The 21,185-nt window shown below is 59.4% G+C and carries 13 protein-coding genes; 9 read left to right on the top strand and 4 right to left on the bottom strand.

Features of this window, described 5'->3' with window-relative positions; all coding sequences use genetic code 11:
* Nucleotides 1–23: 23 nt before the first annotated feature.
* Nucleotides 24–5,510 carry a DUF3320 domain-containing protein gene (locus I6E58_RS01240; RefSeq protein WP_197129537.1) on the bottom strand — a complete coding sequence of 1,829 codons (5,487 nt, stop codon included), beginning with the start codon at nucleotides 5,508–5,510 and terminating at the stop codon, nucleotides 24–26.
* 315 nt (nucleotides 5,511–5,825) lie between these two features.
* Here I6E58_RS01240 and I6E58_RS01235 point away from each other — a divergent pair, with 315 nt between their 5' ends.
* The 4 genes from I6E58_RS01235 (at nucleotide 5,826) to I6E58_RS01220 (ending at nucleotide 12,781) form a co-directional block, all read left to right on the top strand.
* Nucleotides 5,826–7,778: a class I SAM-dependent DNA methyltransferase gene (locus tag I6E58_RS01235; protein WP_197129534.1), complete on the top strand. Its 1,953-nt coding sequence runs from the start codon at nucleotides 5,826–5,828 to the stop codon at nucleotides 7,776–7,778.
* A gap of 95 nt (nucleotides 7,779–7,873) precedes the next feature.
* Nucleotides 7,874–9,067 (top strand): restriction endonuclease subunit S, encoded by a 1,194-nt coding sequence (locus tag I6E58_RS01230; RefSeq protein WP_197129531.1) that lies wholly within the window; start codon nucleotides 7,874–7,876, stop codon nucleotides 9,065–9,067.
* Nucleotides 9,067–12,192: a type I restriction endonuclease subunit R gene (locus tag I6E58_RS01225; RefSeq protein WP_197129528.1), complete on the top strand. Its 3,126-nt coding sequence runs from the start codon at nucleotides 9,067–9,069 to the stop codon at nucleotides 12,190–12,192. The genes I6E58_RS01230 and I6E58_RS01225 overlap by 1 nt, the downstream gene beginning before the upstream one ends.
* 445 nt (nucleotides 12,193–12,637) lie before the next feature.
* The gene (locus I6E58_RS01220; RefSeq protein WP_197129525.1) at nucleotides 12,638–12,781 is read left to right on the top strand and encodes a hypothetical protein; all 144 of its coding nucleotides are present in this window, start codon (nucleotides 12,638–12,640) and stop codon (nucleotides 12,779–12,781) included.
* Between the two features lie 55 nt (nucleotides 12,782–12,836).
* Here the strand turns inward: I6E58_RS01220 and I6E58_RS01215 are convergent, their stop codons facing one another.
* Complete coding sequence (locus I6E58_RS01215) at nucleotides 12,837–14,942, bottom strand: DUF262 and DUF1524 domain-containing protein (protein WP_197129522.1); 2,106 nt, start codon at nucleotides 14,940–14,942, stop codon at nucleotides 12,837–12,839.
* Nucleotides 14,943–15,027: 85 nt separating this feature from the next.
* Nucleotides 15,028–15,687, bottom strand: coding sequence for a hypothetical protein (locus I6E58_RS01210; RefSeq protein ID WP_197129519.1), 660 nt, complete (start codon nucleotides 15,685–15,687; stop codon nucleotides 15,028–15,030).
* Between the two features lie 103 nt (nucleotides 15,688–15,790).
* Between I6E58_RS01210 and I6E58_RS01205 the strand changes: the two genes are divergently transcribed.
* From I6E58_RS01205 to I6E58_RS01185, 5 genes are all read left to right on the top strand, one after another.
* Nucleotides 15,791–16,828 (top strand): NAD(P)-dependent alcohol dehydrogenase, encoded by a 1,038-nt coding sequence (locus I6E58_RS01205; RefSeq protein WP_197129518.1) that lies wholly within the window; start codon nucleotides 15,791–15,793, stop codon nucleotides 16,826–16,828.
* Between the two features lie 161 nt (nucleotides 16,829–16,989).
* Complete coding sequence (locus tag I6E58_RS01200) at nucleotides 16,990–17,529, top strand: DoxX family membrane protein (protein WP_197129514.1); 540 nt, start codon at nucleotides 16,990–16,992, stop codon at nucleotides 17,527–17,529.
* Nucleotides 17,530–17,610: 81 nt separating this feature from the next.
* A complete protein-coding gene (locus I6E58_RS01195; RefSeq protein WP_197129511.1) occupies nucleotides 17,611–18,669 on the top strand; it encodes a type III polyketide synthase in 1,059 nt (352 codons plus the stop codon).
* A gap of 67 nt (nucleotides 18,670–18,736) precedes the next feature.
* Nucleotides 18,737–19,267 carry an isoprenylcysteine carboxyl methyltransferase family protein gene (locus tag I6E58_RS01190; RefSeq protein WP_197129508.1) on the top strand — a complete coding sequence of 177 codons (531 nt, stop codon included), beginning with the start codon at nucleotides 18,737–18,739 and terminating at the stop codon, nucleotides 19,265–19,267.
* A complete protein-coding gene (locus I6E58_RS01185; RefSeq protein ID WP_231595108.1) occupies nucleotides 19,264–20,475 on the top strand; it encodes an NAD(P)/FAD-dependent oxidoreductase in 1,212 nt (403 codons plus the stop codon). Before I6E58_RS01190 ends, I6E58_RS01185 begins: the two co-directional genes overlap by 4 nt.
* Here I6E58_RS01185 and I6E58_RS01180 read toward each other — a convergent pair whose 3' ends face one another.
* Nucleotides 20,476–21,138, bottom strand: a complete 663-nt coding sequence (locus I6E58_RS01180; protein WP_197129506.1) for an HAD hydrolase-like protein — start codon at nucleotides 21,136–21,138, stop codon at nucleotides 20,476–20,478.
* Nucleotides 21,139–21,185: the final 47 nt, after the last annotated feature.

The following is a 21,185-nucleotide window of genomic DNA, read 5'->3' as shown; positions in this document are numbered from 1 at the left end:
TAAAGGATCGAGAAGAAGGTAGATCAGCTTTTGACCCGGAGGCCAGCAGACGTCAACTCAAGGACACCCGATTTACAGAGGTCCTTCACTTTCTGATTGAGATGTTTCGAGATGGTTGTCCCTCGCCTCCGCCACCCGAAGATGGTCGCGACTTGGGCCGCCGCATGTTCCGGGCTAATCCCGAGGGCATCTTTGACAACCTCGATGAATGCTTTCTCGATCTCTTCGGGCGGCACCTGTTCCACTGAACGTTCGGTGTGAACCGATGGAGATCGAACTTCCAATTCGCGAGGTAAAGCGTCGCGAACGAAACTTCCATCGAAGAGGGCTCCCGCCTTCTTGATTGCGGCTTCAAAGTTTCCTTGAATGCGAGCGCCGAGTCGCCCGATCCCTGATGAATCGCGCAAGCGCTGGGCCAATAGGTCGATGTGGATAGGAGATTCGACTGACAGCACTTCTTCGACGAGTGTCGTGATGTAGGACTTGCTGCTTTTATCGCCAAGGTCGAGCCAACCGGGAATCTTCGAGGGTGACGCCTCTGTATAGGCCACGACCCATGCTGGAATTTCGTCGATCTCGTGCGATTCCGTTGCCAGTTCGAGCGTTGGCTGTACAGCCTTCAGCTGCTTCTTCACGATACGGCCGGTGACAGTTTCGCGTGCGAGCTTTTCGAGAAGCGTCTTGAGTCGCTCTTCTTCTTGGGCTCGATTGCGGTACCAAGCTGTTCCCCAGATGTGGTGGAGACTCCACCCGAGACCTTCCAGTATCTCGTGTCGGAGACGATCACGATCTCTGGCAGCTCTCGACGAGTGGTACATAGCTCCGTCGCACTCGACTCCGAGCATGAATGCGCCGGGCGAGTTGGGATGTTTCACACCAATGTCGATGCGATAGCCGGCGATTCCGACTTGGGGTTGAACTTCAAACCCCCAACTTCTGATGGCGTCGATTACAGAGTCTTCGAATGGCGAATCCGTTCCGAGTCCGGCGGGTCCCAGTTCGAGCGCAAGCGCGGATGGCCCGCGGTCGGCAAAATCTAGGTAGCGGCGGAGGTGCCGCGCACCTTCGCTATTAACGTCGCCGATCTCTGCCGCAGAGACTGATGAGACAAGCTGCACCAGTTCTTTCGCGCGAGTGATTGCGACGTTGAGTCGGCGGTGGCCGCCCGATTGGTTGAGTGGTCCGAAGTTCTTATAGAACTTTCCCGTTTCGTCGGGGCCGTATCCGACCGAGAAGATGATCACATCGCGCTCATCTCCTTGAACTGACTCAAGGCTCTTCACGAAGAATCCGTCGATTCGGTCGTCTTTAAAGCGCTCGTCGAGGTCCGGTCGCGAGTTTCGTGCGATCGCGACTGCGTTCTCGATGCTGTCGCGTTGCGTTGATGAGAATGCAACCACTCCGAGACTTGATTCGGGGTTCTCGTCGAAGTGCTTGATCACCAGTTGCGCGACGTACTCGGCTTCGATCGGGTTATCTCGTCCGGCGGATCGTCGGTACACGCCGTCTACTTTGTGGAATTTCACGCCATACCGGTCGGAATTTGCGATCGCTCCGGGGAAAGTGATGAGTTTTCCGTCGTAGAAAGATGCATTGCTGTAACTAATGAGGTCTTCGTGACGACTGCGGTAGTGCCAACGAAGGGTCATCGAGTTGAAGTTTCCGGTGGACTTCATGAGATCCAAAATGGATTCGTAGTCAGCGGCGAGGTTTTCTTCGTCGCTATCTTCGTCGATGTCCCCTGAGGTCGAGAAGAACGACGTTGGTGGCAATTGCTTCTGATCGCCAACAGTGATGAGTGCTTTACTCCGGTAGATGCAGTTGATGGCGTCGCCCGGGCTGACCTGGCTAGCTTCGTCGAAGATGACGACGTCGAACTTCATATCGGGTGGCAGATACTGCGAAACGGCGAGCGGACTCATCATGAAGCAGGGGTGAATCGCCTGAACCACATCGCGTGCGCGATCCATCAGCTCGCGGACAGCAATATGCTTGCGCTTCTTCTCTGCTTCGCGAAGGATTACGCCGCCTTGGCCTGCTGCGCTGCGAGGTCGTCGGCTGAGCGCGGATTCGATGATTGTGGTGATCGCCCTATTTCCTAGAACTCGATCCAGCTCGTTGAAGCGGGTGATTAGGGCGTCACGGTCTGAAGCCGACGATTGATCTAGACGAGGATCAGTCTCCAGGATCGAAGCGAACCATGAGCGATAGACGGATTTCATTACGTAGTCGACGACTTGGGCGGCGGGCACGCGAGTGCTGAGCGCGTAGTCGAGGGGCTGGTTGACTCCGTTGCCGCGGAGAGTTTCGAGCTTTTCTTGCAGATTGACCCAGTCGATTGCTGAGTCGTGATGGCGGATGAAATCTGGGAGGAGTTCATTGGCCGAGCGATAGTGAGAGAGATCTTCTGAGAGAGAGCTCTGTCGAGCCGAGTCGAAGTGGCTCAGCACCGTGTCGCGGGCTTGTTCCCATTCGGCAATCCGCGTCTCGAGAACTGGTGGAAGAACGGATTCCCGCAGAACACTGAGCTGATCTGCCGAGAGAGGGGCGGTCTTCCTTTTCGTCGCGAGGTCGGGCGCAGCGAGGGAGCGCAGGCTCTCAACCCAAGCGAGCTGCGTGGAGAGCTTCTCGACCTGGGCGCTAGTGAGGGGTACTTTTTCGGTGGCAATCCCCAGCGCTGTGGCGATGGTGGAAGTTTCGTTTGTTTGGGCGCTTGCTGCGGATTCTGCCGCGAGCCGAACATCTGCAGCGGCTGCCGCTTCGCCGACAGTTATTTCAGCAGTGAGATGCGGGGCGAACTGTGCGAGGTATTGCTTGAGATGGGAGGTGTCCGCCGACAACGCGGCGAGTTGTGTTGCAGTTTCCTGGAGCGGCCCGACCGCGCTAGTTGGTGTTAGGGAATCGCCGTCCGCTGATCGCAGGGTTTTCCATTCGAGGAAGGCTGAGTCGAGAATGTCGTGCACTTGTCGAAGGAGGGAACGATTATCAGCGCTGTTGAGAACTGAGTTGAGTGTGGAGCTGCTCACGATCCGCGCTTGAGACCGGACGACTCGTGCGCCTTTCAACGCTGTTTCAGCGTTGGCCCAATCGGCGTCCCGATCCTCACAGTAGACGCCCAATTTAGGGGCGAGTCGATGTGATGCTTCTGCGAATGCGTCGTTTGCGACTTTCCACGCGATCGCGAGAGGGAGGGCTTCCGCAACCGCGCGGCGATCGGTATCGGGTTGTGTCTCGACCAGGAGCTCGGCGAGTGCGGAGCGGTATTCACGTTTGAGGCGCTTCAGCCAACTTGTCGGCGCCGGAAGGTGCTCTTGCAGACTTGTCAGATCGAGGCTGAGAACACCTTCGCTAAAGATCTCGGCCGCGCTATTTTTCGCCTTCGCTGCTGTGGCCGCCAGCGCTTTCAGCTCTCGCAGGGCATTCCCGATTGAATCCAGGTCGTAGTCCTCTGCGACCCAGGCTGCGAGCGGCGGAGTTTCGCCTGTCACGTGAGAGCTTACGTCTATGAATTCTTGGAACTGGATGGGGTTAGTTGGTTGAGCGATTCCGAATTGGCCAGCAAGAGTTTCAGCGTTTTGCAAGATAGTTTGGGCTAGCTTTACCGCTCTGCCGAGGTAGGGCTCGAGTACTTCGAGTCGCTCAAGATTAAGGTCGTCTCTGGTGAGGGCAACAGTTGCCCAGTCGCCCCCTTCGCTGGCTGACGTGAGCGAGAGTTCGGGGAGCGACTGCCAGTTGTCGCCCCACACACTACGAACGCTCTCTTCAGCCTGTTCTAGTTCTGTTGCTAGCTCATGTGCCCGCGAGATCGCGGATCGAACCTTGTGAATCGTAGGGCTGAGCAGCCATTCGGGGTTCTGAAGCTGAGGTTGTTCAGACCACGCAGTGAGGAGTTCATGGAGAGCGCGTACGGAACCGAGGCCTTGCATATCAAAGGCTTGGGCTGGGCCAGCTGTCGCCGGGCTCAGTTCTTGCAGCGCTGCGAGCTTGTCCAACGCTAGCCGGAAATCAAAGGCGGGAACCTGTGCGGTTTGAAGTCCGGCCCACAGGCTACCGTCGCCTTCGAGAGCCGTTTCCCAATGGCGTTGGATGAATTCAAGTCCGAGTTCAATCTCGGTGAGAGCGGTTGGGGTGAGCGTGGCGCTGGTAATAGAGCATGCCGGCGGTTCGAGGCTCGAATCGCTTTGTGCGGATCGCCCGAGCACTTCGAACATCGACAAACCGAGAGGCTCCCGGGTTTCGTTCATGGCCGTTGCATATCCCGAGAGGGCATCTCTGGCCGATTGGGCTTGTGCGATCAATTCGGGTGTGGAGTTTGTTGGCGCCACGGGCCGGGTGGTGAGAGATTCGCCCAGGCCTTTGGCGACGGCGCTTCTCTGTGCTTTGTGGCTGTGAAGCTCGAAGCTGAAGGGGTCAAGCCCTCGGGAGCTCAGCCGGTCGCGCACGACTTCGAGCGCAACGATCTTCTCCGAAACGAAGAGTACTGACTTGCCTTGCGCCACTAGGGCGCCGATCATGTTCGCGATCGTCTGGCTTTTGCCCGTTCCCGGAGGGCCATCCATCACAAAACTTTTGCCGGAGTTTGCGGCGAGGATTGCGGCTCGTTGGCTGGAGTCGGCATCGAGCACTAATGGTGTGGTTTCTGGGGGCGCGTCGGTATCGATGGTGTTGATGTCGAGTTCTTCGAACGCAAACGACGAGGTTTCGGGCGTGATGTCGCCGGCGAGAGCTTGAAGAAGCTCGCTTTCGAGAACCAACTCTTCGTTGTCGAGAAGGTCGCGATACATCGCTTCTTTGGCGAACATGAAGTTGGAGAGCGTGCTGAAATTAACGATTTCCCATCCGTCGGGATAGTCGATTGCCCTAAACAGGTCGATCGCCGCATCGATTCCGTCTGCGGCGATGGTCTCGATTACGGTTTCGGCAGAAGGCAGCTTGAGCCCGTAGTCACTGAGCTTGATGGCCAGTGCGGGGTTAACTGAGAGGTCGTCGTCCGAAAAGTCGAGGTGTAGTGGCTCGCGAGGACCTGTGTTTTCGAGCGCGGCCGGGAGCAAGATCAACGGGCTCTTTCTTGCGTCGCCGGACTCCTCTTCCCACTGCAGCGCACCCAGCGCGAGATAAAGAGTCGACAGGCCTTTGTCGAGGAATTCGCGGCGAGCGACCCCGGCCATGTTTTTGAGAGCGCGGTCGACGTTGCGTTGTGTCATGTCGGCGAAGAGCGAGTCGGGGTAGTCGTCGTAGTCGAATGCTTCGATCTCGTCGAGAACGCGCTCTTCGAGACCTTCTTCTTCAGACGCCGCTTTTGCTTTTTCCGGTGGGCGGGTGCCGGTAACGAAAGTGAGTGAGGCGCTAGCGATGGCCGCGTACACTTCTGCGGCATCATTTTGGGAAAATTCGACCGTTGAGGACCGGGTGGGTTTGTAGTTGATCAGCCGGTTGCGTCCGGTGAGGTTGACGAGCGAATCGCGCCACTGCTCCAACGCGGCGGCAAGTTTGGAGTTCTCGGCTTTCATGACTTCCCCTTGGCGTTGACGTCTGCTGTGTGAAGACCCCGACGCTTGCCGAACAAATCACTTATTTCTCAGAATAGCGAGTGGGAGCGTCAACGCGCCTCGTCTAGACCACTAGTGGGGGCATGACAGTGACCTCAGAGCGTATGTCGAACTGCGAGATCCCGCTCGGACGTCGCACATCGTGGATTGGCAGTTGGTCTGGTGACTCTGGTCTCTTGAGCACGTACCCCCGAGTTGGTGTCGCGCCGTGCAGCACTAGTGCGGCAAACTCAATATGTCAGGGCTTTCTGCCCGAGTACGAAGGAGTCACCCGTTTTGAGCAATAACCACGCCACTTTCATTTGGTCCATCGCTGATCTGTTGCGGGGCAGTTTCAAAGCCCACCAGTATGGCGACATCATCCTTCCGTTCACGGTGCTTCGTCGTTTGGATGCCGTGCTCGCGCCCACCAAGCAAGCCGTCTTTGCCGCGGTGGAGGATGCGAAGAAGCAGGAGATGCCGGTGCGGGCGTCACTGCTGCGCAACAAGGCGGGCCACGAGTATTCGTTCTGGAATGAGTCGCGCTTCGACATGAAGTCGGCGCTGGGCGATTCCGAAAACGTGGCAGTGAACCTTCTCGATTACGTGAACGGTTTTTCGGAGAACGTCAAAGACATCTTCGATAAGTACAAGATCTCTGAGCGCATAGCCGAGCTCGACGAGCATGATCTTTTGTTTTTGGTGACGCAGAAGTTTGCTGAAGTCGACCTGTCGCCGGCGTCGGTTCCGAATGAGGAGATGGGGCACATCTTCGAGGAGCTGATCCGCAAGTTTGCGGAGGCATCCAATGAGACCGCGGGTGAGCACTTCACTCCGCGTGACGTTGTTGAGTTGATGGTTGATGTGTTGTTGGCGCCGGAGTCTGAGACGTTGGCGAAGCAGAATGTGGTGCGGTCGGTGTACGACCCCACGGCGGGTACGGGTGGAATGTTGTCGGTGGCGGAGGATCACATCCGTTCCGCTAACCCGAGTGCAACGTTGACGTTGGCTGGCCAGGAGATCAATCCGCAGTCGTATGCGATTTGTAAGGCCGACATGACGGTGAAGGGTCAGTCGGTGGATGCGATCATCTTCGGCGACACGTTGCTGAATGACGGTCACACGAACACCACGTTCTCATATTGCCTCTCGAATCCGCCGTTTGGTGTGGATTGGAAGAAGCAGCAGAAGGCTGTCACCGAGGAACACAAGGAGCGCGGTTTCGCGGGCCGTTTCGGCCCAGGCTTGCCGCGGGTTTCTGATGGGTCGATGCTGTTCTTGTTGCACCTGATTTCGAAGATGCGCCCTGCTGAGGATGGTGGCGGCCGGGCGGCGATTGTGCTGAACGGCAGCCCGTTGTTTACGGGAGGTGCGGGTTCGGGGGAGTCAAACATCCGCAAGTGGGTGTTGGAGCGCGACCTGCTGGAGGCGATCATTGCGTTGCCGTCGGACATGTTCTACAACACGGGTATCGCGACCTACATTTGGGTGCTCTCGACGAAGAAGAGCCCAGAGCGTGCGGGCAAGGTGCAGCTCATCGATAGCTCGAAGCTGTTCCACAAGATGCGCAAAGGGTTGGGTTCGAAGCGCAACGAGCTTGGCCAGGAGGACATCGCAGCGCTGGTGAAGCTGTATGACAGCACTGCCCAGGATGAACGTTCGAAGTGGTTTGCGGTGGAGGATTTCTTCTACCGAACGATCACCGTTGAGCGCCCGTTGCGCCTCAACTGGGCGTTGACGTCGGGACGTTTCGCAGTTGCTCGTGAGGCTAAGGCGTTGGAGAAGGTGGATGCTGACTGGTCAACGTTTGCTGAGCAGGTTGAGGCGAATCCGATCGAGCCGGTGACAGATGCCGCGGCTTTCCGCAAGCAGGTTGTGTCGCGTCTTGACGCAGCAGGTGTCTCTCTCAGCGCCGCCCAGTTGAAGGCGTTGTTGGCCGGACTGTCGGAGCGGGATGACTCTGCTCCAATCATCGTGGACAGCAAGAAACATCCCGAGGCTGATCCGACTCTGCGCGACACCGAGAACGTGCCCTGGGATGAAAACATCCACGAGTACTTCGATCGTGAAGTGAAACCGTTTGCTCCGGATGCGTGGATCGATGAGTCGAAAACGAAGGAAGGATGCGAAATCCCCTTCACTCGTCACTTCTACAAATACGTGCCACCGCGTTCCCTCGAAGAGATCGATGCTGATCTCGATGCTGTGTTGGGGCGGATTCGTGCGCGTCTTGAAGCGGTGAAGGCATGAGCACTGGTGGCGTTATAGCCTCTACTCGGCAGAGGGCAGCGGCCCCATATCTAGAGAGTGTGCCTCGGGACTGGAAATTGCGACGTCTGGGCTCCGTGACGAGCGAACGGCGGGCGCTCGTCGGGTCGAGTTGGGCCGATTTCACGCTGCTTTCCCTCACTCTCGGGGGAATAATTCCCAGAGATTTGGTGAACATCGTCGGCAAAATGCCAGCTGACTTCACTACCTATCAAGTGGTGGAAACGAACGACATCGTTTTTTGTCTTTTTGACGTTCAAGAAACGCCTCGTACGGTAGGGCTCGCAAGAGAGCGCGGAATGATCACCGGGGCGTACACCGTGATGGAAGTGACAGATAGGGACGCATACGCCCGATTCGTCGAGTATGTATATCTTTCTTTTGACCAGCGGAAAGCACTGCGACCGCTCTACGCCGGGCTAAGAAATACAATTCGCAGAACTGACTTCAGGAACATTCTGATCCCCTTTCCTTCCAGAGCAGAACAGATCACCATTGCCGAGTTTTTGGATCGGGAGACGGCGGAGATTGACGCGTTCATCGCGGATCAGGAGGAACTCGTCGGTTTGCTTGCCGAGCGGCGTGCCGCAACGATCAACCACGCTGTCACCAATGGCCTCGACCCGGCCGTCCCTGTAAAGGAAAGTGGCCTCGATTGGCTCGGCCAGGTTCCTGCGGGGTGGAAGATCGAGCCACTTTGGTCCCTGTTTGAGCGTAAAAAGGATGTTGGGCACCCCACGGAAACGATGCTGTCTGTTTTTCGCGGCTACGGCGTTGTCGTGAAAGATGACTTTGCAAATATAAACAAGACTGCGGAGAATCGGAACATTTATCAGCTTGTCGGTCCTGGGTGGTTGGTAACGAACAGGATGAAGGCGTGGCAAGGTTCTGTCGGGATTTCTTCGTACGAAGGAATTGTGTCTGGGCACTACCTTTGTTTCGCTCCGATCCACGCTGAATTCGCTCCCTTCCTGAACTATCTATTCCGGTCTGCCGCTTACACAGCGGCATACGCGACGTTGTCCAGAGGTGTGCGGGTCGGCCAGGCGGAGATCGATAATGATCACTACAGACTCCTTCCGGTCTTGCTTCCGCCGTTTGAAGCGCAGCGTGAAATCGTTGAGGCCATCGATCAACAACTTTCTAGTATTGACGCTGCGATTACAGATGCGAGAGGGGCGATCTTCCTTTCGCGGGAGCGCCGCGCAGCACTCATCTCGGCAGCAGTGACCGGCAAGATTGATGTTCGTGAACACGGAGCGGTGGCGTAATGGCTTTGCATCATGAAGACGCATTCGAAACAGAGATCTGCGAATACCTGGCAGCGCACGGGTGGGAATACTCGCCCGATGACCTCGGGTACGACCGCGAACGAGCGCTCTTCCCTGATGACATTTGGGCGTGGCTGAACGACACCCAGCCCGACCAGCTCGACAAGATCGTCAAACCCGACGCATCCGAAATTGCCCAAAATCAGGGCCGCAAACAGATCCTTGACCGCGTCGCCAAGATCATGGCCACCGACCCCATGAATGCCGGCGGCACCCTCAACGCGCTCAAGAAACCAGTCAGCGTACTCAATGCCAAATTCAGTCTCCTACAGGCACGGCCCGCCACCACCCTGAACCCCGCAACAGTCGACCGTTACAAGAAGAACCGTCTGCGGGTGATGCGGCAAGTCAAATACTCCGGCCGCACCCAGAACCGCATCGACCTCGTGCTGTTCGTCAACGGCATCCCCGTCAGCACCATCGAACTCAAAACCGACCTCACACAGAGTCTTGCCGCCGGCCTCAAACAGTACGCACAAGACCGCAAGCCTGAAGGCGAACCGCTTCTGACCTTCGGTCGTGGTGCCCTCGTACACTTCGTTGTCACCAACGAAGAAGTACACATGGCCACCAAACTCGACGGCAACAACACTCGTTTCCTGCCCTTCAACCGCGGCAAAAACAACGGCGCCGGAAACGCACCAGCGGCGGGCGAAAGCAGCCCGACTTCTTACTTTTGGGAAGAGATACTGCAACGCGAAACCTGGCTCGACCTCATCGGCCGGTTTCTGCACTACCGCTTCGAAGAACACACCGACTCCATCGACGGCAAGAAAACCTACGCCCGCTACCTGCGCTTTCCGCGCTATCACCAGTGGCGCGCCGTCACGAAACTTGAGCGCGCCGTCGCGGACGAAGGCGCTGGCCACAACTACCTCATCCAACACTCCGCCGGCTCCGGTAAGACCGACTCCATTGCCTGGACCGCACACCGTATGGCCCAGCTCCACGACAACGACGGCAACAAAGTCTTCAACGGCGTCATCGTCGTCTCCGACCGCCAAGTACTCGACGGACAACTCCAACGCGCCGTCGAACAACTCGAAACCACCAGCGGTGTCTTCCAGCCCATCACCCGCGGTGGCGATGCGTCCAAGTCGAAACAGCTCGCTGAAGCTCTCCTCGCCAGCAAGCAAATCATTGGTGTGACCCTCCAGACGTTCCCGCACGCGTTGAGCGTGATTGAAGAGAACAAAGGTCTTGCGGGGCGCAAGTATGCCGTCATTGCCGACGAAGCTCATTCATCTCAAACGGGTGAAGCCGCGGCATCCCTCAAGCAAGTTCTCACCGTCGGGGCTACGGCCAGCAGCTCAGCCGCGACGGAGGCGGATGCCGGGGAGGCCAGCGAGATCACGACCGATGTTGAAGACGTGCTTGCCGACCTCATGGCGCGCAAAGTCGGAGTCGGCACAATCTCCTTCTTCGCCTTCACCGCGACACCCAAGGGCAAGACGGTTGAGCTGTTCGGGCGTGACGACGAAGCCGGGGTCAAGAAAGAGTTCGACCTCTACTCGATGAAGCAAGCCATTCAAGAGGGCTTCATTCTTGACGTGCTCAAAAACTATCTCTCCTACGACCTCGCCTTCGAGATCGCCCATTCGGATGGGGCCGACGTGGCCGCGGAAGTAGACACCTCCAAAGCGAACAGTGAGCTCATGCGCTGGGTGCGACTGCACCCCACCAACATCGCCCAGAAAGTGGCGGTGATCGTTGAGCACTTCCGCACCAACGTTCGCCGCGAACTCGGTGGACGGGCCAAAGCAATGGTCGTGACTGGGTCCCGCAAAGAAGCCGTGCGCTACAAGCGGGCCATCGACAGCTACCTTGCCGAGCACAAACTCGAAAAGGAATTGGGCGCGTTGGTGGCGTTCTCGGGTTCCGTTGACGACCCCGACTCGGGCTCCACCGACCTCACCGAAACCAACATGAACCCGGGACTCAAAGGCCGCTCGCTCGAAAAAGCGTTCGGCGGCGACGAATACCAGGTCATGATCGTGGCCAATAAGTTCCAGACCGGCTTCGACCAGCCGCTGCTCGTCGGAATGTATGTCGACAAGAAACTCTCCGGCATCACCGCGGTGCAAACCCTGTCGCGGCTCAACCGGGTGATCCCCGGCAAAGAGAACACCTACATCCTCGACTTCGTCAACGACCCCGACGAAATCCTTACGGCTTTCCAGACCTACTACGAGGATGCCGAACTCACCACACCCTCCGACCCCAACATCATTCACGACATGCTCGGCAAATTGCGCGGCATGAGCATCATCGACCAACACGATGTGGATGGCGTCGTCAACGCGTGGCTGAACAAGACCACCCACAACGCCCTCTACTCTCACATCAAAGCATCACGGGATGTGTTCTGGGATCGGTGGAACACCGCCAACGCGGGGACGGAACCTGACGACCTTGAGATTGGTCGCCTCGAAGACTTCCGCGGCACCGTCAACGCCTTTGTGCGTGCCTACGATTTCTTCTCGCAAATCATCGACTACGGCGACACCGATATCGAGAAGTGGGCGATCTTCTTGCGTGTCTACCGCCGGGTGATCGAACGTCAAGAAGCGGCTCCATCCGAAATCAACACGGACGACATCGTGCTCACCCACTACCGCCTGCGCAAGCAAGAAGCCAAAAGCCTGGGGCTGACCGCCGGTAAGGCGGGGGAGCTCACGGGCATCACCGAATCCGGTTCGGGCAAGCCGCGCGAAGTGAAATACGGTCTGCTGCAAGAAGTGATCGACAAGATCAACCAACTCTTCTCCGGCAGCGGCATCGACGAAGTGGATGGCGTGAACGCCGCCGAATCGCTGCTGCGTCACGTCGTGGAGAACGAGAAGCTTCAGGCCGAGGCGATCGCCAATACGGAGACTGACTTCGAAGGTTCGCCCACCATCGTTGGCGAGCTTGAAGACGCCATGTATCGCTCCGCCAATGGGCTCAATGGTGCTTTCAAGGCGCTGCTGCAACTTGAGGACTTCGGCCAAGTCAAAGAAGTGCTCATCGCGATGGGACTGTACGAGAAAACTCGTGCTGAAGCCGAGCGGGTTGCTAGCAGTTGAGCGCGCACTTGACTGAACTCATCATTGATTCGATCCGCGCAGGAATGAGAACAAACGCATGAATGAACCCAGTACCTTCTTCGCAGGTCTAACGGCGTTCAGCACGGCCGGCGCCACTCTCGCGATTCTTCTTCTTGCGTGTGGTGCGCGTCGCCGGGAGCGCAGGAGTTCTCTCTCAGACCTCCACGTTTCTTTGACCAGCGGTGAGACTGCCGACGCGCGAAACACCATTGGCACGCTGCTTTACGCGTCGCGCCGGAATGCGCCGTCGAAGCCCGACGCGATCGAGGCCTACTTTCGACTTATGTGGTCGTTGCAGAGAGCACGAAACCTCTATAGGGCGCAAGGTATTTATTGGAAGGCTCTGTCCGGCCCGTCAGGCTGGTTCCAACGGTTCTGGTTCTTTCGGAGGCAAAGGGAGTCGAGACTCGCTCTGACTTGGAACGTGAATGAAATCGCCGAAAATATCGTGATTTTCCATGACCGCTTTAGCGACAGGTGGGACGTGGAAGACTTCGATGCTTGGAAAGAGATCACCAACTTTGTAGACACGGAGGAAGTTCGTCGCCGCGTGGCCAGAGGATGTTAGATTTTCGCTCTATGGCTGGTTCGTGCTCCAACTCGGGCTAGCAAATCCATTCGTTTCATTCGGAGTCAGTGAGCTGAAACTCATAAGCCTGACGTACGAGATCCATGACGTAAGCGAAGTCAGATTCGTCATCCAGAGGAACCTGCACATCTCCGGCACCCCAGTGGCCAACTTCGCTCACGTCGCGTGCGATCCCACGTTCGTCGCGTAGCTCGGCAATAGGGATGTTGAGAACGAGCAGCAGACGTGCAGCCTGAGGGACTACGTCTAGGAACGTAGTTTCGGCTTTGAACGTCACCCGAACCTTCAAGAACTGCATATCGATCGCAGGATCGAGTTCGAGAATAGATTCTTGGAGCAGATCGAAGTGAGCGCGCCTTGCTGGTCGAAGAAGGTTCGCGTGATCCTCTAGCGAATAACCAGAAGCCGCTCTTGCCTCTTGGTAGCCCGCAATCGTTTCGGGTGGAAGCGACGGCCGTGTCCAAATGGTGAGTGCTTCGTGCGCTAACCGCGACGCACGCTCTCGGATTGTCTCGTCGTTCCACGTTTCGAGTTTTCCGATGCCCTGATTCAGGCGCAGCGGGCTCTCATGGAAGCCACCCTTCATATCCCGCTTTTCACTAAATGGGCGATCTGAGTATTCAGAGTTGTAGCCCGTTAGCGTGAGATTGCCAAGAGTGTGCAGATACTTGGCTTGAATTTCCTGCCAATCTGCTCCGAGTGCTTTCTCCCATTCGGGGCGGAGTTCCTCGTTCTGTGGCAAGATGTGCTCGATCGTGTACTCGTCTGTGGGCACCGGCTCTTTGCGGCCGAAGTTCTCCAACATCCGCAGGAAGTATGAGCGGCGCTTGAAGTGGTAGGCATCGAAGGTTTGAAGCTTCTCGGCGAACTCCGCATCCGCAGGAAATTGTCGGTACCCACCCAACTTGAGGAAATGAGCCTTGACGCTCTCGAGATAACGGTCCTTGCGCAACGCACGCCCGAAAGTTTGAAATGTTGTATTCAGCGAGTTCGTTGCGAGACCGACGATCGCACGCCGGAACACGTAGGACGTGACCATGCGCACGATCTCAATGAGGTCTTCCCGACTCAGAATCTTTAATTCGTAGTCGGAGTAGACCTCAAGAAGGAACGGATAGACAACGTCAGCACGGATCTGCATGAGGTCGCCGAAAGCCGTTCGCAATGACGCGTCCGGCTCGGTTCCCAGCGCGATCGCACAGAAACGTTTCGAGTACTCGCGAAGCTCTACCACCAGCGCGTCTATTGCTTCGCCTTCGCTAAGGCGAAGCACCGCGTAATCCTTGAAAGCGTCGTAAATATCAGACACTCGCGGGATGTCGCCGGTAACAACTGTCAGATAGTGGCGGACGAATTCATCAAATCGTGAGCTCGCGCCAGCCTTCGCGAACTCGAGCTCCATCGGTCGCCAGTAGGTCTTCCAGAGGTTCTTCTGTTCCTCCGTAGGGAGATCCATCAAAACAAAGTTGCGGATTAGGTCTGCCTGAGAAAGCTTCTTTCCAGTCGAATTCATCGCCTCGAAAACCAACTGAGGATGGTCGACACCTAGCTGAAGTTTCACATCGACAACTCGAAGTTTCGAGAGGCCGCGACATACAACCGCGATATCGAGTTTCGGGTCCTTGAGTTTCGTTTCGAAATAGTCAGTATTCTCGAGCACCTGGCTGACGACATCAGCGGGCGGATCATTCCCATCAACGACTGTCATGAAGGCATCGCGATCCCCTTGGGAGAGGAGAAGTTTGTATCTACGATCGTCTGTTTTGAACCGATTGATGAGGTATGAAACACGGATCTCTTCGGGCGAGAACCCTTCTAGCGGCTCCTGTTTGTGGGGCTCTTCCTTATCAAGTCGACGTGCCAAGGCGGCTAGAAGCAGGCTTACTGTGGTCACTCGCTGCTGGCCGTCGATGATGAGACTGGGCTCTTGGCTGGTGCTTGTGCCAGCAGATTTCTCGATATAAACGACCGAGCCTGTGAAGTGTGCGCCCAGGGCGCTATTTTGACCTGCGCGGAGGATGTCTTTCCAGAGCTGCTCGCACTCCGGCTCACCCCATGCGTAGGCGCGCTGGTAAATCGGAACTTCGAACTGGCTCGTAACTTTGAGCAGGTCCAGGAGATTTGCGTCGACTGCCTTCATGCTCGCAAACCTATCGAGATTCGCGTCTGCTTAGCGCGGGACACGTCGGCTGAGTAGTTCAAGCCACACTCGCAGGGCGCTCCGACTAGCGCCGCTCGCCCCACCACTGCGGGCTCGCGGCGAGTACCGCGTGCACGGCGCCGTCGAGGTCATCGAGGTCGCCCGTGAGGAGCCAGGCTTCGGCTGCAGCAACCGTGCCGCCGGCGGCATAGGCGACCGCCATGGCAAACGTCGTTTCCGAAAGCGGGGCGAGTGCGGCAGGCACGATTTCTGGATGCCGCCGCAGATGATCCGCGAGAACCTCGCGCGCAGGCTCGATGAGCACCGATCGCAAGCGGCCGCTCAGGCTGCCGCTGGCCGCCATCCGATAGAGCGTGGCGTGGGTGCGTACGTGACCAAGGAAGACGCGAGTGGGGCCGGCGAAAACATGGTTCGTCGTCGACAACGCCGTGGTCGATGCGTTGGCGTTCGCGCCCGGGGCAGGCTCGGCGGTGTGGGAGACCGCAGCGGTCTCCGCGGGGTCGAGCAGATCACCGAATTGTTCGATTGCTTCAGCCAGCTCGGCATGCAGAGCAGTGGCGATGAGATCAACGGGGTCGCAGGCATGGCGGTAGAAAGTGTCGCGGCTGATGCCGGATGCGTTCGTGATATCGGTGACCGAAATAGTGGCGATGTCGCGCTGCTCGGCGAGGGCGTAGGCCGCCGCAACGAGAGCGTCGCGGGAGCGGCGAGTGCGAACATCCATAAGCGAACTGTAGCGGAATAGACCACTATCTGACACCTGTCAGATAGGCGTAGACTGGCGGCGAGGCTGCAAACCTCAGCCTCGATCTAGAGAGGATTAGCCCATGCAAGCAGTGAAGCTCGTAAGCCCCCACACGATGGAACTTCAGGATGTTCCCGTGCCCGAAATCGGCCCCGACGAAATTTTGGTCAAGGTAGCGGGTGCTGGCCTATGCCACTCCGACCTGCACGTGCTGCACATGGGCGAAGAGTGGCCCTTCTTCGGCGGAACCGTCGGTCACGAAGGTGCCGGCTGGGTCGAAAAAGTGGGCTCCGCGCTCGAGGGCTACACCAAGGGCGACGCCGTTCTCGTGAGCGTTGTCTGGGCGTGTGGTCACTGCCGCTCGTGCATCGAAGGCCGCGACAACGAGTGTGAAGTAAACGGCAGCCGCATGCAATTCCCCACCACCCCGGGTCTCGGCCCAGACGGTGCCATGGCCGAATACATGGTCGTCAAGGCCCGCCACCTCGACAAGATTGGTGACCTCGACCCCGTTCAGGCAGCACCCCTCGCGGATGCCGGCGTCACCCCCATGCACGCCATCAACAGTGCACGTTCGCGTCTCACTCCCGGCTCGACCGTCGTCGTGATCGGTATTGGCGGTCTCGGTCACCTCGGACTCCAGATTCTGAAGGCCACGACCGGTGCCCGCATCATCGCCCTCGACACCGACGAAGAACGACTTGAGCTTGCTCGCAAACTCGGCGCCGATCTCGTGCTCAAGAGCGATGGCGCTGCAGCCAAGCGCATCCTCGACGAAACCAACCAGTACGGTGCGGATGCCGTCTTCGATTTCGTCGGCGTTCAGCCCACCGTCGACCTTGCTACAGCGGTCATCGCTCCCGGCGGAATGCTCCGCTTCGTGGGCCTCGGTGGCGGACAGTTCGACTATCTCGTTGGCGTCGGCCAGGCCCTCCCGTGGGGAACCGACGTTCAGCTTTCGTATGGCGGAACCCGCGCTGATCAACTCCAGGTGATCGCGCTTGCTCAGCAGGGCAAGCTCGGCGTTGAGGTAACGAAGTACCCGCTGGCTGACTTCCAAAAGGCCTTCGACGACCTCGAAGCCGGCCGCATTACCGGCCGTGCGGTGCTCATTCCGTAACGGCTAGTCGCGCTCCGAACAGCGCGACGGTCACGGCCCTCACCACACCCGGTGGGGGCCGTGGCTCGTTAATGTTGATCGGCCGTGCCCGCGGCGGCTGGCCACACGCGCAAAAGCCTGTCACTCGGCAGACCCTAAGCCCGCCCCACCAGAATGGGGGAATGCACACGACACCAGGCGCCAACGATTCGACCGGTCCCGCCGCACCACGAGAGCCGATCGAAGTCGCGTCTGTCAGAGATTCAACCGCGCCCGATGAGCTTTCGCGTGCGAGCCGCATTGGCCGCCGGATCGGCCGTATCGCGCTTGGCGCATCCCTCGTGTTCGCCGGCATCAGCCACCTCACCTTCGCGCGCGAAGACTTTCAAGCGCAGGTGCCCACGTGGCAGCCGTTCGACCCAGACTTCGTGGTCGTGGCATCCGGAGTCGTCGAAATCGCTCTCGGTAGCGCACTGGTCTTCGCCCGAAAGTACCGACCCTACGTCGGCTGGGTCGCTGCGGCCTTCTTCATCGCGATCTACCCCGGCAACATCTCCCAGCTCGTCAACCAGGTCGATTCCCTTGGTCTCGACACCGATCTCAAACGCTGGATTCGGATGCCGTTCCAACCCGTGCTGATCGCGTGGGCGCTGTGGTCTACCGGGGCGTGGCGCGCGTGGCGTGCCTATCGTCGCAACGAAGCGCGCAATCTCAGCGCCTAGCCGAAGCGTCTCGATGAGGCGCCGGATCTAGAGACCGCGTCGGGGCCCGTGATAACTTCACTGAAAGAGCGGAGTCTCTGAATGAGCAGAGTTGCGGCAGTCGCACCCGTGGTGCCCGAGCACAGCTACACGCAGGCCGAAATCACAGCCGAGCTTGGCCCGCTCCTCTCGGGTTCTCCCTCACATCAGGCGATCATCGAGCGGATGCACGGGGCCAGCGGCATCGAGCGTCGCCACACTGCGCTACCGCTGGAGCGCTACCGCGATCTCGGTAGTTTTCGCGAAAGCAACGATCAGTTCATCCGTGTTGCCACCGACCTTCTCGAGCGTGCACTGACCACGGCGCTCGCCGATGCCGGGCTCACCGCCGCCGATGTCGACTTCGTCTTCTTCACCTCCGTCACCGGCGTCTCGGCGCCGTCGATCGACGCGCTGCTGATCCCGCGGCTGGGGCTGCGACCCGACGTGAAACGGGTTCCCTCGTTCGGCTTAGGTTGTTTGGCGGGGGCCGCGGGCTTGGCCCGCGTGCATGACTATTTGGTCGGGCATCCGGATGACGTTGGCGTCGTCCTGAGCGTCGAACTGTGCTCACTCACTCTGCAACGCGACGACCACACCATGGCCAACTTTGTCGCCACCGGCCTCTTCGGCGACGGTGCCGCAGCGGTCGTGATGGTGGGGGAGAACCGCAACGAGCCGGGCCCGCGCGTGATCGACACCCGCAGCACGTTCGTCGCCGACAGTCACGACGTCATCGGCTGGAATGTGGGCGGCACCGGTTTCGAGATCGTGCTGAGCGCGGGCGTGGCCGACGTGATTCAGAACAGCTTTCCGGGCGAGGTCAGCGACTTTCTGGGCCGCAACGGCCTGACCATCGCCGACATCGATACGTGGATCGCGCATCCGGGTGGCCCGCGCGTGCTCGAAGCGTTCGAAAGTTCTCTTGGGCTTCAGCGCAACGACCTGCAGAGCAGCTGGGATTGCCTCGCTCGCGTCGGCAACCTGTCGTCGGCAGCGGTGCTGCATGTGCTGGCGGATGCTCTGCACGCCGATCCCGCGCCAGCCCCCGGTAGTCACGCTCTCGCCTTCGCCCTCGGGCCGGGTGTGAGCGCCGAATTCGTTCTCTTGGAGTGGTCGTGATGGGCGCCGCTGCCGGAATCTGCGGCGGCCGCAACGACCGAGTGGTGAGCATGAAGGAGCCCCGCGCATGACCGTCATTGCCTACATCGCGCTTGTACTCGGCACCGGAATGGAGCGCCTCTATGAGCTGCGCATCTCCCAGCGCAACGCTGCGGCGGCCTTCGAGCGCGGCGGTCGCGAGTATGGGCAGAAGCATTTTCCGTGGATGGTGGCTCTGCATACGGGCCTGCTGATCGCCTGCGTTGTCGAAGTGATTGTCGCCGATCGCCCCTTCCTGCTGTGGCTCGGAATCCCGATGCTCGTCATCACCCTGCTCTGCCAAGCGGCGCGCTATTGGATCATCAGCTCGCTTGGTGCTCAGTGGAACACGCGCGTCATCGTCGTGCCCGGGGCCGGCCGTGTGCAGAACCGCGGGCCGTACAAGCTGACGTGGTTGCCGCATCCCAACTATCTGGTTGTCGCGATCGAGGGCATCGCATTGCCGCTCGTGCACACCGCGTGGGTTACGGCGATTGTCTTCACCGTGTTGAATGCGGTGCTGCTGCTGGCGTTCCGCATCCCGACCGAAAACCGGGCCCTGCGCGAACTGACGCCATGAGTGGTGCGGGTGACGATGCGGTCGCTGCAGGTGCGGCCGATGATGCGGTGGCCGAACCGAGCGTTTCGCCGGTCGTGGACGTCATCGTCGTCGGTGGCGGGCCGATCGGTCTCGCCGCTGCCATCAATGCGCGGATGCACGGCCTCACCGCGCTCGTGATCGAGCGCCGCACCGGCACGATCGACAAAGCCTGTGGCGAGGGAGTCATGCCCGGCGCCGTCACCGAACTCGCCGCTCTCGGGGTGCACCCACACGGCCGCAGGATCGCGGGCATCAGCTATCAAGACGGCACCCGCACCGCCGAACACCGCTTCGCTTCGGATGCCGCGCTCGGCGTTCGCCGCACCGAACTGCACCGGGCGCTCGCCGAGCGAGCGCTCGAGCTCGGCGTTGAGTTCGACCACGGCAAGGTTGAGGCGATCGAGCAGCATGATGACGGTGCGCAGACAGGGCACCGAGGCGGCGGCTCACGCAATGAGTCGAACGGGCGTGGCGACGCAAACGCGCAGCCGCAGTCCAAGGGCGGCGCGGTATCCGCGCACCTCGCTGACGGTCGCGCCATCGAGGGGCGGTGGATGCTCGGCTGCGACGGCCTGCACTCCACGGTGCGCGAGCTGGTTGGGCTGGCCGCGCGCCCTCGCCGCGTGAGGCGACGTGATTCTCGGCGGTTCGGCATCCGGCAGCACTTTGAGGTTGCTCCGTGGACGGATCTCGTGGAGGTGCATTGGGCGCCGACCGCGGAGCTGTATGTCACGCCGGTGAGCGACACCGAGGTGGGTGTCGCCGTGCTGGGCCCGCGCGGAACGTCGTTCGAGGAGGCGTTGGCGAGTGTGCCGGCGCTCGCCGAACGACTGCGCGGGGCGACTCCGGCTTCTACAGTGCGAGGTGCTGGTCCGCTGTTGCAGAACACGACTGGGCAGCGCGCGGGCCGAGTGCTGCTCGTGGGCGACGCCGCCGGCTACGTCGATGCGATCACGGGGGAGGGCATCCGCTTAGGGCTGGCAGAAGCGCGTGCCGCGATCGAGTGCATCGTCGCCGGTGAACCTGAACGGTACGAACGCGAGTGGCGTCGAGTGACCCGCGACTTTCGGATGCTCACCACCGGGCTCGTGGCCGCCGCGAACTCACCGCTGCGCCGAGCTATCGTGCCGTTCGCCGCCCGACTGCCGGGTATTTACGGTCGCATTGTGGAAAGCCTGGCCCGCTAACTAGCTAGGAAGCAGCAGCGGCAGCAGTTCTTCTGCCTTCGAGACGACCGCGAGCGATCCCTCTGATTCGCCGGGGTTGCCGTAACCCCAGTCGACATAAATCGTGGGGATGTTGTGCTCGGCGGCGCCCTCGATGTCGTAGAAGCGGTCACCGATCATGACCGGGTTACTCACGTCGGCGCCGATCATCTTCAGGCGGGTAATGGCCTCGGCCACCACATCCTTCTTGGCGCTGCGAATCTCGTCGATCGAGGCGCCGGCCATCACGCGGAAGTACTGCGTGAGGTTCGCGTGATCCAGAATCACGGATGCCGGGAACTCCGGCTTCGAGGTTGCCAGCGACAGCGGAATGCCGGTCGCGTGCAGCGTCTTCAGCACCTCGGGCATGCCGGGGAAGATGTCGCTTCCGTTGGCGCTGTTGCCCTCCATGTAGTGGCGGCGGTAAATCGAGAGAGCCTGCGCCGCTTCAACGGGAGTGAACCCCGCGCGGTCACGGAACGAGTCAACAATGGGCGGGCCAACGTAGGCGCGCAGTTCTTCAGCGGAGGGAACGGGGTGGCCCATTTCCTCGAACATGAACGCGAGCGACGCCGTAATTCCGGGCGCTGAGTCAGCGATCGTGCCGTCAAGGTCAACGAGAATGCAAGTCCAATTAGTAGCCATCGCTACCAGCCTAGGCCGTGTGCCTGAACACTGGGACAATCACCCGA

Source organism: Salinibacterium sp. SWN1162, from assembly GCF_015864675.1.
Taxonomy (GTDB): domain Bacteria; phylum Actinomycetota; class Actinomycetes; order Actinomycetales; family Microbacteriaceae; genus Rhodoglobus.
The sequence above is the reverse complement of the archived record's forward strand: the minus strand, read 5'-3'. Positions and strand labels throughout refer to the sequence as shown.

What these genes read in the sequence shown, in the direction of transcription:
- I6E58_RS01240 (WP_197129537.1), bottom strand. Translation starts at nt 5,510, where the DNA reads ATGAAAGCCGAGAACTCCAAACTTGCCGCCGCGTTGGAGCAGTGGCGC.
- I6E58_RS01225 (WP_197129528.1), top strand. Translation starts at nt 9,067, where the DNA reads ATGGCTTTGCATCATGAAGACGCATTCGAAACAGAGATCTGCGAATAC.
- I6E58_RS01215 (WP_197129522.1), bottom strand. Translation starts at nt 14,942, where the DNA reads ATGAAGGCAGTCGACGCAAATCTCCTGGACCTGCTCAAAGTTACGAGC.
- I6E58_RS01210 (WP_197129519.1), bottom strand. Translation starts at nt 15,687, where the DNA reads ATGGATGTTCGCACTCGCCGCTCCCGCGACGCTCTCGTTGCGGCGGCC.
- I6E58_RS01205 (WP_197129518.1), top strand. Translation starts at nt 15,791, where the DNA reads ATGCAAGCAGTGAAGCTCGTAAGCCCCCACACGATGGAACTTCAGGAT.
- I6E58_RS01200 (WP_197129514.1), top strand. Translation starts at nt 16,990, where the DNA reads ATGCACACGACACCAGGCGCCAACGATTCGACCGGTCCCGCCGCACCA.
- I6E58_RS01195 (WP_197129511.1), top strand. Translation starts at nt 17,611, where the DNA reads ATGAGCAGAGTTGCGGCAGTCGCACCCGTGGTGCCCGAGCACAGCTAC.
- I6E58_RS01190 (WP_197129508.1), top strand. Translation starts at nt 18,737, where the DNA reads ATGACCGTCATTGCCTACATCGCGCTTGTACTCGGCACCGGAATGGAG.
- I6E58_RS01185 (WP_231595108.1), top strand. Translation starts at nt 19,264, where the DNA reads ATGAGTGGTGCGGGTGACGATGCGGTCGCTGCAGGTGCGGCCGATGAT.
- I6E58_RS01180 (WP_197129506.1), bottom strand. Translation starts at nt 21,138, where the DNA reads ATGGCTACTAATTGGACTTGCATTCTCGTTGACCTTGACGGCACGATC.